The following is an 11,876-nucleotide window of genomic DNA, read 5'->3' as shown; positions in this document are numbered from 1 at the left end:
ATTGCGCCGTGCATATCTCTTCCGGCCCAATCCAAAATTGACCCGGCACACGATTCGCCTATATCACCAACTACTGTGGGGACTTCGATTTACTGGGAAATGTCATGCCGCGCATCCTCGTGGTAGACGACGATCCGATGGTCGGCGCGACTATCGAGGTCCTCCTCCAGCGTCAGGGCTTTGACGTCACGTTGACTGACGGCGGCGAAGCGGGGCTTGCTGCGCTTGAAGCGCAGACCTTCGACGTGATGCTGGTTGATATCTTCATGCCGCATATGCGCGGCTTCGAATCCATCCGCATCTTTCACGAGCGCGCGCCGGCGATTCCGCTGATCGCCATGTCGGGTTACGCCTTCGCCTCAGCCGCCTCGCCTTCTCCCGACTTCCTTCGCATGGCACTCGAACTCGGTGCGACGCGCTGCCTGCGCAAGCCGTTCACGCCCGAGGCACTGTTGACGACGATCCGGGAATGCCTCGCCGGTTCCGGCGAGAGCGCAGAGAAGGACAAGAAAGAGGCCCCTTGATCCCCTCGCAGCGCGTCATTCTCGGTGCTGGACTTGCAATCCTCCTGATCATCACCGCCGCCTCGATCGGCCTCGATGTGAAGTCGCGGTCGGATACGGCCTGGGTCAATCACACGGTCGAAGTGCTGAAGAAGATCTCGGATCTGCGCGTTCTGATGCGCCGCGCCGAAAGCGCCGCGCGCGGGTTCGAGCTCTATCGCAGCCAGAACTTCACCGACGAGTTCCAGACGGCCCGCGCCGAGCTTGCGCCCGCGCTCGCCGATCTCAAGCGATCCGTTCGCGACAACCCCGATCAGATCGCGCTCATGGAGGGCACAGAACCCCTGGCGATGCGCCGGATCGAGATCGCGGCCGAAGCGATGCGGCTAAGCGCCGAGAAAGACCCGGCCGGCATCACCGCGCTCCAGGGCAAGGCCGAAGGCCGCGGCCTCATGGACACGGTGATGGTCAATCTCGATCGTCTGGCCGCGGAAGAGCAGAGCCTGCTGGCTGCGCGGACATCGGACTCCCGCCGGACCGGCATCGTGCTGCTGGGCATCGATGTGGTCGGTGCCCTGGTGATCCTGCTGCTGGTCGTGATGTTGATGCGCGAAAGCCAGCGCGCCCAGGTCGCACTCACGAGTTCGCTGCATGAGACGCGGGCCGCCAAGGAAGCCCTGGAAGCCGCCGTCGCTGAACGCACCGAGCATCTCGTTGCCGCCCATGACGAGCTGCGGCTGTCGATCAACGTGCTCCAGAGCACGTTCCGCAGCATGGCCGAAGCGGTGCTGGTGATCGACGACGACGGCAACGTCCTGCTGTCCAATCCGGCTGCGGAGCGCATGCTGCTGCACCGCGCCGGCATGAACCTGCGCAATCTCAGCGCGCTGTCCGACGTCTTCCACGGCGACGGCGTCACGCCGCTCAAGGCCGACGAGCTGCCATCCGTCAGGGTGCTGCGCGGCGATGAGTTCGAGGACCTGGAGATGATCGTCCGCCCGCACAGCGGCAACGACGTGCGCCATCTGATGGTCAGCGGCCGGCCGATGCGCGACGGGCAAGGCCACATCTCCGGTGCCGTGCTGGTCTATCACGATGCGACCGCCTCGCGCGAAACCGAGCGCCAGCTGCAGCAGTCGCAGAAGCTCGATGCGATCGGCAAGCTGACCGGCGGCGTCGCGCATGATTTCAACAACATGCTGACGGTGATCTCGGGCAACACCGAGACGCTGGTGGCGAGCCTGAAGGAGCAGCCCGAGCTGCAGCGCACGGCGCGCCTGATCGACGATGCCGCCGAACGCTGCGCGGAACTGATTCAGCACCTGCTCGCCTTCGCGCGAAAACAGCCGCTGCAGCCGCACGACGTCGAGATCAACGCCGCCATCGCCGACATCGCAAAGCTCCTGCGCCCCACCCTCGGCGAGCAGATCCAGATCGAGACGGTCCTGGAACAGGGACCGATGACCGCGCATATCGATCCATCCCGCCTCGCCAATGCCGTGCTCAACATGGCGATCAACGCCCGCGATGCGATGCCGAACGGCGGCAAGCTCCTGCTCGAGACTCACCGGGTCGTGCTGGACGAGGCCTACGCGCAGGCCAATGTCGACGTGCGGCCGGGCCCTTACGTGATGCTCGCTGTCAGCGATACCGGCACCGGCATGGAGCAGAGCGTCCAGGAAAAGGCCTTCGAGCCGTTCTTCACCACCAAGGAGGTCGGCAAGGGCTCCGGTCTCGGCCTCTCCATGGTCTACGGCTTCGTCAAGCAGTCGGGCGGCCACATCAAGATCTACAGCGAGGAAGGCCACGGCACCACGATCAAGCTCTATCTGCCGCCGGGCGAAGGCACCGGCGCGGCCACGGCCATCGCAGCGCCCCAGGCCGAAGGCGGCGCCGAGACCATCTTCATCGTCGAGGACGATGCGCTGGTGCGCAACTTCGTCACCGCGCAGCTCCAGAGTCTCGGCTACAAGACCGTCGCTGCCGCCGACAGCAAGGCTGCACTCGAATTGATCGACGCCGGGCAGGCCTTCGACCTGCTCTTCACCGACATCGTCATCCCCGGCGGCATGAGCGGGCGCGAGCTCGCCGACGAGATCGCCAAGCGCCGGCCGGGCGTCAAGGTGCTCTACACCTCCGGCTACACCGACAACGCCATCGTCCATCACGGCAAGCTCGACGACGGCGTGATGCTGCTGACCAAGCCCTACCGCCGCAACCAGCTCGCCGAGATGATCAGGAAGGCGCTGGGCGGCGGGGCTACCGCGTCGCCAGCACCACCGCCGCCAGCGTGAAGATCAGCGCGGCGATCTGCCCTGCCCCGAGCGGCTCGTGCAGCGCGATCGCGGACGCCACGACGCCGATCACAGGCACCGCCATGGTGCCGATCGCCGCGACCGAGGCCGGCAGCCGGGCGAGCGCGGCGAACCAGCTGACATAGGCGATGCAGAACTGCACCACGGTCGAATAGACCAGCAGCCACCAGCCCGTTGGCGTCACCTTGTCCAGATGCGAGGTCTCGACGAGGAGGCCGATGATCGAGATCGGCAGGCAGCCGATCCCGATCTGCCAGGCTGCGGCGGTGATCGGCGGCAGATGGATCGGGTACTTCTTCGAGAATACCGTGCCGATCGCAAAGCCGAGCGCGCCGCACAGCGCCATGATGATGCCGGGCAGCTTCTCGGCACTGGCGGCAATGCCGTTGCCGCCCATGATCGAGGCAAGACCGGCAAAGGCCATCACCAGACCCAGCGTGCGCAGCACGGTCGGCCGCTCCCCCAGAACAGGCCAGGCGATGATCGAGGCCCACACCGGCATGGTGTAGGCGATCAACGCCGCCTCGCTCGCCGGCAGCCAGAGCAGCGCCAGCCCCATCAGCACCATCCAGCCGGTGACGTTGAGCACGGCGGCCGTGATCAGCCGCGGCCAGATCGCGCCGGGGATTTTCAGGCTGTCGCCGCGCAGCAGCGCGAGCGCGGCCAGCAGCACGGCCCCGAGCACGCCGGTGACGCCGCGAAGGGTGAGCGGCGGCAGCTCGCCGAGGAGGAATTTCGTCACCGGCCAGTTGAAGCCCCACCCGATCGAGGTGATCGCGAGGAACATCAGGCCGGCCGGGGCGATGCGTGGGCGCTGCACCGGCCTGGTCGAATCAAGCATGGGGGTATCCGGCAAAATCGGGGTCAGCTTGGCGCGGATTCGCCGATACGACCACCACCTCGGCGGGCATGCCTGCCCTCACCTTCCGTACCACTACGTGAGTCTGCCTGACGCAATCCCGGTCCCGAAAAATATACCTGCCCTGTGAACAGCGGGATGAAGGGTCGCCATCACCGCGGGATGCAAATTTTTTCGGTTGGGAATCCCTGAGGACTCACTGATACTTGCCTCCACAACAGGTGTGGGCTTGCCCCCTGTTATCCCCCGCAATCCACCATATTTAGTATTTGATTCAGGAACTCGCACTAGTTCTTGACGGGCGCTTTGGAGAGTCCTAGCTTTCGATCCGTTCGGCGCGAGTGAGTTTGCGTCCCGCCGGCACTCCCCCAAAGGGTCTCGCAAATCTTAACTCCGCCAACCGACCGAGGTAGCGGAATAAGGGCTTGTCTGCCCGCGATAAGCGGACTTTTCGGGCGCCAGAACGGGCCGGCAACAGGCTCGGATGGCATCGCTAGGCGTTGTGACAGTGGGGCGTTGAACGCATGTCGGGCTCATCCCCTTGGGGGCGGATGGTGCCAGGGACATGCCGGCGGATGATCGGTGCGCGCATCGATGGATCACGTCGGGAGAAACTGGGCCGGATCCACCGGCTGAACTGCGGTGCCCAAGGGCCTGATGAGGGCCTGGGTGGGAAACGCGAAATGAAATGACGACCCGGATGCCTGAACGGAGGCAGTCCGGTCAAAGATAAGGACGGGGCAAGACCATGCGGATTGAGCGGCGCCACACCACTTCGGGACAGTCACCTTATGCGGGAATCGAATTCCGCCTGACCACGTCGGAGATCAGGAATCCCGACGGCTCGGTCGTGTTCAAAATGGACGGCGTCGAGGTCCCGGCCGAATGGTCGCAGGTCGCCTCCGACGTGCTCGCGCAAAAGTATTTCCGCAAGGCCGGCGTTGCCGCGCGCCTGAAGAAGGTCGAGGAGGAATCCGTCCCCTCCTTCCTGTGGCGCTCCGTGCCCGACACCGAGGCGCTCGCCGCGCTCCCTGAGAAGGAGCGCTATGTCAGCGAGCTCTCCTCCAAGCAGGTGTTCGACCGTCTCGCCGGCTGCTGGACCTATTGGGGCTGGAAGGGCGGCTACTTTACGTCGGACGAAGACGCCCAGGCCTTCTATGACGAGCTCCGCTACATGCTCGCCATGCAGATGGTCGCGCCGAACTCGCCGCAATGGTTCAACACCGGCCTGCACTGGGCCTATGGCATCGACGGCCCCGGCCAGGGCCACTATTACGTCGACCCGTTCACCGGCAAGCTGACCAAGTCGAAGTCCGCCTACGAGCATCCGCAGCCGCACGCCTGCTTCATCCAGGGCGTCGGTGACGACCTCGTCAACGAAGGCGGCATCATGGACCTCTGGGTCCGCGAAGCCCGCCTGTTCAAGTACGGCTCCGGCACCGGCTCCAACTTCTCGCGCCTGCGCGGCGAAGGCGAAAAGCTCTCCGGCGGCGGCCGCTCGTCCGGCCTGATGAGCTTCCTGAAGATCGGCGACCGCGCGGCCGGCGCCATCAAGAGCGGCGGCACCACGCGCCGCGCCGCCAAGATGGTCGTGGTCGACGTCGACCACCCCGACATCGAGACCTATATCGACTGGAAGGTGAAGGAGGAGCAGAAGGTCGCCGCTCTCGTCACCGGCTCCAAGATCAACCAGAAGCACCTCAAGGCGGTGCTGAAGGCCTGCGTGAACTGCGAAGGCTCGGGCGACGATTGCTTCGACCCCGAGAAGAACCCGGCGCTCCGCCGCGAGATCAAGCTCGCGCGCCGCAGCCTCGTGCCTGACAACTACATCAAGCGCGTCATCCAGTTCGCCAAGCAAGGCTACAAGGACATCCAGTTCGACACCTACGACACCGACTGGGACAGCGAAGCCTATCTCACGGTTTCGGGGCAGAACTCCAACAACTCGGTCTCGCTGAAGGACGACTTCCTGCGCGCCGTCGAGACCGACGGCGACTGGAATCTGAACGCCCGCACCTCCAAGAAGGTGACGAAGACGCTGAAGGCGCGCGACCTCTGGGAAAAGATCGGCTACGCCGCCTGGGCGTCGGCCGACCCGGGCCTGCACTTCAACACCACCATGAACGACTGGCACACCTGCAAGGCATCAGGCGACATCCGCGCCTCCAATCCGTGCTCGGAATACATGTTCCTGGACGACACGGCGTGCAACCTCGCCTCGGCGAACCTGCTGACCTTCTACAACACCGAGACCAAGCAGTTCGACGTCAGGGGCTATGAGCACCTCTGCCAGCTCTGGACCATCGTGCTCGAAATCTCCGTGATGATGGCCCAGTTCCCGTCGAAGGCGATCGCCGAGCTCTCCTACGAGTTCCGCACGCTTGGCCTCGGCTACGCCAATATCGGCGGCCTCTTGATGACCATGGGCCTTTCCTATGACAGCAAGGAAGGCCGCGCGCTCTGCGGCGCGCTGACCGCCGTGATGACCGGCATCACCTACAAGACCTCGGCCGAGATCGCGGCCGAGCTCGGCACCTTCCCCGGCTACAAGAAGAACGCCCAGCACATGCTGCGCGTCATCCGCAACCACCGCCGTGCCGCGCATGGCGAGCCTGGCGGCTACGAGGCGCTCTCCGTCAACCCGGTGCCGCTCGACCACGCCTCCTGCCCGCAGGCCGACATCGTCGAGCGTGCCAAGCTGGCGTGGGACGCCGCGCTCGCGCTCGGCGAGAAGCACGGCTATCGCAACGCCCAGACCACCGTCATCGCGCCGACAGGCACGATCGGCCTCGTCATGGATTGCGACACCACAGGCATCGAGCCCGACTTCGCGCTGGTGAAGTTCAAGAAGCTCGCCGGCGGCGGCTACTTCAAGATCATCAACCGTGCGGTGCCCGCGGCGTTGCGCGCACTCGGCTATCGCGAGAGCGAGATCGCCGAGATCGAGGCCTACGCCGTCGGCCACGGCTCGCTGTCCAACGCGCCCGGCATCAACGCCTCGACCCTCAAGGCAAAAGGCTTCACCGATGAAGCCATCGCCAAGGTCGAGAAGGCCCTGCCGACCGCCTTCGACATCAAGTTCGCCTTCAACAAGTGGACCTTTGGCGAAGACTTCATCCGCGACCAGCTCGGCATCGGCGCCGAAGCGATCGCAGCCCCCGGCTTCGACCTGCTCCAGGCCGTCGGCTTCACCAAGCGCGAGATCGAGGCGGCCAACGTCCACATCTGCGGCGCGATGACGGTGGAAGGTGCCCCGCACCTCAAGGCCGAGCACTATCCGGTGTTCGACTGCGCCAATCCCTGCGGCAAGATCGGCAAGCGCTATCTGTCGGTCGAGAGCCACATCCGCATGATGGCGGCGGCGCAGCCCTTCATCTCGGGTGCGATCTCCAAGACCATCAACATGCCGAACGACGCCACGGTGGAGGACTGCAAGTCCGCCTACATGCTGTCGTGGAAGCTCGCATTGAAAGCCAACGCGCTCTATCGCGACGGCTCGAAGCTCAGCCAGCCGCTCAACTCGCAGCTCATCAGCGACGATGAGGACGAGGACGATGCGGTCGACCATCTCTACGAGAAGCCGATGGCGGCGCGCGCCGCCCAGGTCTCGGAGAAGATCGTTGAGAAGCTGGTCGAGCGCATCATCGTGATGCGCGAGCGCGAGAAGATGCCGGATCGGCGCAAGGGCTACACCCAGAAGGCGGTGGTCGGCGGCCACAAGGTGTACTTGCGCACCGGCGAATATGATGACGGCCGTCTCGGCGAGATCTTCATCGACATGCACAAGGAAGGCGCCGCGCTCCGCTCCTTCATCAACAACTTCGCCATCGCGGTGTCGCTCGGCCTGCAATACGGCGTGCCGCTGGACGAATATGTCGATGCCTTCACCTTCACCCGCTTCGAGCCGGCGGGCCCCGTGCAGGGCAACGACAGCATCAAGTATGCGACCTCGATCCTCGACTACGTCTTCCGCGAGCTGGCGGTCAGCTACCTCTCCCGCTTCGACCTCGCCCATGTCGATCCCAACGAGACGGGTTTCGATGCGCTCGGCAAGGGCGTCGAGGAAGGCAAGGAGCCGGAAGACGAGCCGAGCCACCACGCGACCAAGCTGGTCTCGCGCGGCCTCACCCGCTCGCGCACCGACAACCTCGTCGTGATGCGCGGCGGCACCACCGCGGTTGCCCAAGGTAACGACAGCGCGCCATCAGGCGGCAGCAAGGTCACCGCGCTCGCCTCCCACGGCGCCAGTGCCCGCGTCGGCGACGCCCTGGAGGGCGCCGTCGCCCTGAAGCAGGAAGCCCAGCACGACCTCTCGCCGACCGAGAAGCTCGAAGCCCTGCAGTGGAGCAAGGCCGGCAGCGCCGCGGTTGCCGCCCCCAGCAAGGCCGAGCGCCGCGCCGAAGCCAAGGCCAAGGGCTACGAGGGTGAGATGTGCAGCGAGTGCGGCAACTTCACGCTGGTGCGGAATGGCACCTGCATGAAGTGCGATACGTGTGGAAGCACGACGGGGTGTTCGTGAGCTATTGCGCACTCGGCATAATAATAACTTAAAGGGATGCGGTGACGAGCATATCGCGCCCCCTAATTAAACGCCCTCTCCTTTCGTAGGGCACAAAGAACCCCGCCGTCGCCGGCGGGGTTCTTTCGTTTCGGCGCGTCGAGGACGACTATCGCCCCGTGGTCGCCATCAGGTGCGGCGGGTACCGCTCGCCCTCAACCGAGATAGCCGCGGCGGCCTCTTCTATCTGATCGAGGTCGGCGGCGCCCAGCTCGACGTCCGCGGCCTTGAGGTTCTCTTCCAGGCGGCCAAGCTTCGTCGTTCCCGGGATCGGGACGATCCACGGCTTTTGAGCCAACAGCCAAGCCAGCGCGACCTGCGCCGGCGTCGCCTTCTTGGCTTCGCCGATCCGCTTGAGGAGGTCGACCAGCGCCTGGTTGGCAGCCATCGCCTCCGGCGTGAAGCGCGGCAGGAGGCTGCGGAAGTCGTTTTCGGCGAGCTTGGTGTTCTGGTTCATCGCACCGGTCAGGAAGCCCTTGCCCAGCGGGCTGTACGGCACGAAGCCGATGCCGAGCTCCTCGCAGGCCCGCAGGATCCCGTTGGTCTCGGGACCGCGGGTCCAGAGCGAATATTCGTTCTGGAGCGCAGCGACCGGCTGCACGGCGTGCGCCTTCCGGACCGTCTGGGCGCCCGGCTCGGAGAGGCCGAAGTGCTTGACCTTCCCTTCCTTGATCAGATCCTTGACGGCGCCGGCGACGTCCTCGATCGGCACGTTCGGGTCCACGCGGTGCTGGTAGAACAGGTCGATGCGATCGCTCTTCAGCCGCTTCAGAGACGCCTCGGCGACCTCGCGGATGTGCGCCGGCTTGCTGTTCATCCCGGACTGCTTGCCGGTCGCCGGGTCGATGTCGAAGCCGAACTTGGTCGCGATGACGACCTTGTCGCGGACGGATGCCAGCGCTTCGCCGACCAGCTCCTCGTTGGTGAAAGGGCCGTAGACCTCAGCCGTGTCGAAGAACGTGACGCCGCGGTCGTAGGCGGCGCGGATCATGTCCACGGCGTCCTGCTTCGCCAGCGCGTGTCCATAGCCGAAGTTCAGACCCATGCAGCCGAAGCCGATGGCCGATACTTCGAGGCCGCTCTTACCCAGTGTTCGTGTCTTCATGTTCGTCTCCTATGAACGCGATGGATATTGCTCGTCGCTGACCTTCTGCAGCCACGTGACGGGGCTGCCGTTCAGCGCTTCCTGGATCGCGATATGGCTCATGCCGACGGTGCTGGTCGCGCCGTGCCAGTGCTTCTCGCCGGGCTCGAACCAGACGACGTCACCAGGCCGGATCTCCTCCACCGGGCCGCCGTCCCGCTGCACCCAGCCGAGCCCCGACGTGACGATCAGGGTCTGGCCTAGCGGATGGGTGTGCCAAGCGGTCCGGGCGCCGGGTTCGAAGGTGACGTGAGCGCCGCACGCTCGCGCCGGCTCGGGGGCTTCGAACAGCGGATCCACGCGGACCGCGCCGGTGAAGTATTCTGCAGGCGCCTTTCCGGAGGGTCGGGAGCCGCTGCGCTTGATGTCCATGAGATGCTCCTCTGTTGGCATGGCGCCCAACGGATGGCGCCAAAAGAGGCTCCAAATGCCGTCGATGGTCAGAACCTAATCCCCTGTCATCCCTCCGATTAGATGCTAGAACATGCACGCTTCTATGAATGGTGCTCATGAATGCTGCGCGAGAATCTCAACGACTTCCTCGGCTTTTTGGCCGTCGCCCGTGAGCGGAACTTCACCCGGGCCGCAGCCAAGCTCGGCGTCTCCCAGTCCGCCCTCAGTCATGCCGTCCGTGGGCTCGAGGCCCGCCTCGGCGTGCGCCTGCTTGCGCGGACGACGCGCAGCGTCGCTCCGACCGCGGCCGGAGAAAGGCTCCTGCAGACCATCGGCCCCCGCTTCGACGAGCTCGAGACCGAACTGGCGGGGTTGAGCGAGCTACGCGACAAGCCGGCCGGCACGATCCGGATCACGGCGGGCGAACACGCGGCCGAAACCGTGCTGTGGCCGGCGATCGAGAAGCTGCTGCCTGCTTATCCCGAGATCAACGTCGAACTGGTCACGGATTACGGTCTGATCGACATCGTCGCCGAGCGGTACGACGCCGGCGTTCGCCTGGGCGAGCAGATCGCCAAGGACATGATCGCGGTGCGCATCGGCCCTGACTTCCGGATGGCCGTGGTCGGCGCACCATCCTACTTCGCGAAGCGACCCCAGCCGAGGAAGCCGCAGGACCTCACCGACCACAACTGCATCAACATACGGCTGCCGACCCGTGGCGGGATCTACGCGTGGGAATTCGAGAAGCGCGGCCGCGCCCTGAGGGTCCGCGTCGACGGGCAATTGGTCTTCAACAACATGACGATGCGGATGAATGCCGTCCGTGCGGGTCTGGGACTTGCCTACATGCCCGAAGACCAGGTGAAAGCGGATGTAGCCCGAGGCAAGCTCGTCCAGGTGCTGGACGACTGGTGCGCACCGTTTTCGGGCTATCACCTGTATTACCCGAGCCGCCGCCAACCGGCCTCAGCCTTCTCGATTTTAGCTGAAACTCTACGCTACCGGGCGGGATAAGGTCGCTCACTTCAGCTTGTAGGTGCCGGCCAGCCCGTAGGATGGGTTGAGCTCTTGCGAAACCCATCAACTCTCCTGCTGGACGGAAGCATGATGGGTTTCGCTATCGCTCGCACTCTAGCCCGCGCTCCCCTGAACTTTTTCGACGCTCGTTCGTTCTCTGTGCCAATGGAGGACTTGCGAAAATGACCTTTGATTTGCGGGCCGTGGTGATTGCAGCGAGCTTCGTTCTGGCATCCGTCGCGGTGGCCGCGGCCGAGGGCGCGCCGGATCAGCCTGCGAAGATTGCGGCCGGCACGACCGACCGTGCCGACGAGGCCCGCCCGGTCCGCGTGATCCTCCCGGCTCCCTGGGAGCCCGCCCCGGCCTCCTCAGGTACGCAAGCCATGGTGCAGAAGTGAATTCCGGCGACGGTCGCCGAGAACTTGCGCTGCCGATAGATCCTGTTCACAAGTGCACATACGCTCCGGCCGCCGGCCGCTATCCCCTTCTTCAGCACCGCGATTCGAAGCGATCGATTGGGTTAGAGACGGGCTGATGCAGTCGAACTGGCCGTTGGTCAGACTTTGGACGGCCGAGGACCACGAACGGCTGAAGTCGATGGCGGAGGCCAGCCTGCGCCCCGACGAGATCGCCAGCAAGCTGAAGCGAAGCGAAAAGGCCGTGAGGGCACGCGCATGGCAGCATGGCATCGCGTTGCGGCTGATCGCTCCCAAATCCGCGAGCCGGACGCGCCTGCCAGCCAAACGATGACCTTCTACCGCATGGCCGGGGCCGGATTCAGTGCCCTCGTCATTGAGCCAGTGCATAGGGTGGGTTAACCGAAGGCGTAACCCACCACTTTGCCTGCGAAGAACAAAGAGGTGGGTTACGCTGCGCTAGCCCACCCTACCCGTTGCATCCGAGCCATCAGTTCCTGAAGGCTCATCATTCGCCACCGCATTTCGTCGCGCTTGTCGTGCAGCCCGTCTCGCCGCCCGCCTCGCAGCCCAGCGCGCGCGAAACTGCTTTGCGGCACGAAAGGTTCGTGGCGCGACGACTTGGAATGCCAAAGAGGCTATTCCAGCAACCATTCCTTTCATCACGT

The 11,876-nt window shown here is 64.8% G+C and carries 9 protein-coding genes; 6 read left to right on the top strand and 3 right to left on the bottom strand.

Translation table 11 applies throughout. The features are described from left to right. The first annotated feature begins 104 nt into the window (after positions 1-104). Together IF809_RS03620 and IF809_RS03615 are read left to right on the top strand one after the other, a co-directional pair. On the top strand, positions 105-524 hold the full coding sequence (locus IF809_RS03620) for a response regulator (protein ID WP_128965985.1): 420 nt from the start codon (positions 105-107) through the stop codon (positions 522-524). Further along, positions 521-2,797 carry a CHASE3 domain-containing protein gene (locus tag IF809_RS03615; RefSeq protein ID WP_462836840.1) on the top strand — a complete coding sequence of 759 codons (2,277 nt, stop codon included), beginning with the start codon at positions 521-523 and terminating at the stop codon, positions 2,795-2,797. The genes IF809_RS03620 and IF809_RS03615 overlap by 4 nt, the downstream gene beginning before the upstream one ends. Here IF809_RS03615 and IF809_RS03610 read toward each other — a convergent pair. Continuing rightward, positions 2,763-3,659 (bottom strand): DMT family transporter, encoded by an 897-nt coding sequence (locus tag IF809_RS03610; protein ID WP_462836839.1) that lies wholly within the window; start codon positions 3,657-3,659, stop codon positions 2,763-2,765. The two genes, IF809_RS03615 and IF809_RS03610, sit on opposite strands and share 35 nt — an antisense overlap. 766 nt (positions 3,660-4,425) lie before the next feature. Between IF809_RS03610 and IF809_RS03605 the strand changes: the two genes are divergently transcribed. Beyond that, positions 4,426-8,196 (top strand): vitamin B12-dependent ribonucleotide reductase, encoded by a 3,771-nt coding sequence (locus IF809_RS03605; RefSeq protein WP_462836838.1) that lies wholly within the window; start codon positions 4,426-4,428, stop codon positions 8,194-8,196. Between the two features lie 148 nt (positions 8,197-8,344). Here IF809_RS03605 and IF809_RS03600 read toward each other — a convergent pair whose 3' ends face one another. Together IF809_RS03600 and IF809_RS03595 are read right to left on the bottom strand one after the other, a co-directional pair. Continuing rightward, on the bottom strand, positions 8,345-9,340 hold the full coding sequence (locus tag IF809_RS03600) for an aldo/keto reductase (RefSeq protein WP_462836837.1): 996 nt from the start codon (positions 9,338-9,340) through the stop codon (positions 8,345-8,347). A 9-nt stretch (positions 9,341-9,349) separates the two neighbouring features. Then, positions 9,350-9,751 carry a (R)-mandelonitrile lyase gene (locus tag IF809_RS03595; RefSeq protein ID WP_462836836.1) on the bottom strand — a complete coding sequence of 134 codons (402 nt, stop codon included), beginning with the start codon at positions 9,749-9,751 and terminating at the stop codon, positions 9,350-9,352. A gap of 141 nt (positions 9,752-9,892) precedes the next feature. Between IF809_RS03595 and IF809_RS03590 the strand changes: the two genes are divergently transcribed. The 3 genes from IF809_RS03590 to IF809_RS03580 all read left to right on the top strand — a co-directional run bounded on the left by IF809_RS03590 (position 9,893) and on the right by IF809_RS03580 (position 11,542). Beyond that, the gene (locus IF809_RS03590) at positions 9,893-10,789 is read left to right on the top strand and encodes a LysR family transcriptional regulator (RefSeq protein WP_462836835.1); all 897 of its coding nucleotides are present in this window, start codon (positions 9,893-9,895) and stop codon (positions 10,787-10,789) included. A gap of 185 nt (positions 10,790-10,974) precedes the next feature. Next, complete coding sequence (locus IF809_RS03585) at positions 10,975-11,190, top strand: hypothetical protein (RefSeq protein ID WP_462836834.1); 216 nt, start codon at positions 10,975-10,977, stop codon at positions 11,188-11,190. Between the two features lie 136 nt (positions 11,191-11,326). Next, positions 11,327-11,542: a hypothetical protein gene (locus IF809_RS03580; protein WP_462836833.1), complete on the top strand. Its 216-nt coding sequence runs from the start codon at positions 11,327-11,329 to the stop codon at positions 11,540-11,542. The last annotated feature ends 334 nt before the right edge of the window (positions 11,543-11,876 follow it).

The organism is Bradyrhizobium sp. UFLA06-24 (genome assembly GCF_054967145.1).
The sequence above is the reverse complement of the archived record's forward strand: the minus strand, read 5'-3'. Positions and strand labels throughout refer to the sequence as shown.

What these genes read in the sequence shown, in the direction of transcription:
- IF809_RS03600 (WP_462836837.1), bottom strand. Translation starts at nt 9,340, where the DNA reads ATGAAGACACGAACACTGGGTAAGAGCGGCCTCGAAGTATCGGCCATC.
- IF809_RS03620 (WP_128965985.1), top strand. Translation starts at nt 105, where the DNA reads ATGCCGCGCATCCTCGTGGTAGACGACGATCCGATGGTCGGCGCGACT.
- IF809_RS03610 (WP_462836839.1), bottom strand. Translation starts at nt 3,659, where the DNA reads ATGCTTGATTCGACCAGGCCGGTGCAGCGCCCACGCATCGCCCCGGCC.
- IF809_RS03580 (WP_462836833.1), top strand. Translation starts at nt 11,327, where the DNA reads ATGCAGTCGAACTGGCCGTTGGTCAGACTTTGGACGGCCGAGGACCAC.
- IF809_RS03605 (WP_462836838.1), top strand. Translation starts at nt 4,426, where the DNA reads ATGCGGATTGAGCGGCGCCACACCACTTCGGGACAGTCACCTTATGCG.
- IF809_RS03590 (WP_462836835.1), top strand. Translation starts at nt 9,893, where the DNA reads ATGCTGCGCGAGAATCTCAACGACTTCCTCGGCTTTTTGGCCGTCGCC.
- IF809_RS03585 (WP_462836834.1), top strand. Translation starts at nt 10,975, where the DNA reads ATGACCTTTGATTTGCGGGCCGTGGTGATTGCAGCGAGCTTCGTTCTG.
- IF809_RS03595 (WP_462836836.1), bottom strand. Translation starts at nt 9,751, where the DNA reads ATGGACATCAAGCGCAGCGGCTCCCGACCCTCCGGAAAGGCGCCTGCA.